General features: G+C 52.5%; 1 protein-coding gene. It reads right to left on the reverse strand.

Going from position 1 to position 1,149, the window contains the following annotated elements; translation table 11 throughout:
* Window positions 1-1,117: cache domain-containing protein (locus tag FHD02_RS23960; RefSeq protein WP_255597500.1), on the reverse strand; the 1,117-nt coding region annotated here is incomplete at its 3' end.
* Between the last annotated feature and the right edge of the window lie 32 nt (window positions 1,118-1,149).

Raw genomic sequence — 1,149 nt, forward strand, 5'->3', positions numbered from 1 at the left:
TATTAAAGTTCGTAATAATGCTGTTGAACTCATGGCTTTTGCTTTCAGCAAGCCGCTGCGTCAGGTCAGCACCACCGCCGGACAACGCCTCAATGTTTTTGTTCAGCAGGGTCACGTTTCTGAAAATATTGCGCACAATGCCCATCAGGACCAGAACCATCAGGATACCTGTAATGACCTGCACAAGGGTAAGGTGAGTCAGAATGGAATCAGAGTGGCGCTCAAGCAGATCGCTGGACACATCCACCGCCAGGAGCCACGGGCTGCCGCTAATCGGCACCACAAACAGGGTATGTTCCCCGCCTTCGCCATCATAGGTTCCCTGAATCTCTGTTTTCTGCCCCGGGGTGATAAGCTTACTCAGGGGGGCTGCCGCAGGGATGTTCAAATCGCGCAGATTGCCCAGCGCGGCACTTCCCTGAACCGAAGAGCCGTTTCCGACGACTTTGCCGTCCTCTTCAATGATGAGTACGGTTCCTCCAATAGCCTTGCCCATATCTTTTGCCAGCTGGTTAAAGAAACCCAGCGTCACATCAATGGTGGCAACGCCCCATGCTTTTCCGTTTTTCTGAATGGCCATGGCACAGTTCGTCCGCGGCTGGGGAGTGGCGGCATCCTGATACGCTTTTGCCCATGCACAGTTCCCTTTCGGCGCGTTCATCCCGTCTTTGTACCAAGGCTGTTCCCAGTATCTGGCCGACTCCGGCTGGTTCCAGACCGTATTGAGCTGCAGAACCCCACCGGCATCCCGGGCATAGAAGGTACTGAACCGCTCACGTTCCGGATCCCGCTGTCCCGGCAGGGGCCATACCCCACCGCCAAATACGTTCAGATCCCCGTGCTGATTCACCAGTTGGGGTAACAGGCGGTCAATCTGCTCACTTTGCAGTGCAGGAATCAGTTCAGTCACCACACGCTGCTGGGCTTTAACACGGTTCATCTGCTCTGTTATGGCCTCACTCTGTAATTCCACCATGGTTCTTATATTTTTGGTTTCTGTTTCAATGAGTTCAGGTGCCACAAATAACCGGATAACGGTATAGGTCACGATAATTAAAAATACAAAAAAACTGACAAGCAAAAGGGTAACCTGCCCCTGTGTGGTTTTCCACGTCATGATAATAGTGTCTCGTTGTGTCTGGATAAGCG

The organism is Citrobacter sp. EC_71, from assembly GCF_019584005.1.
Lineage (GTDB): Bacteria > Pseudomonadota > Gammaproteobacteria > Enterobacterales > Enterobacteriaceae > Citrobacter > Citrobacter werkmanii.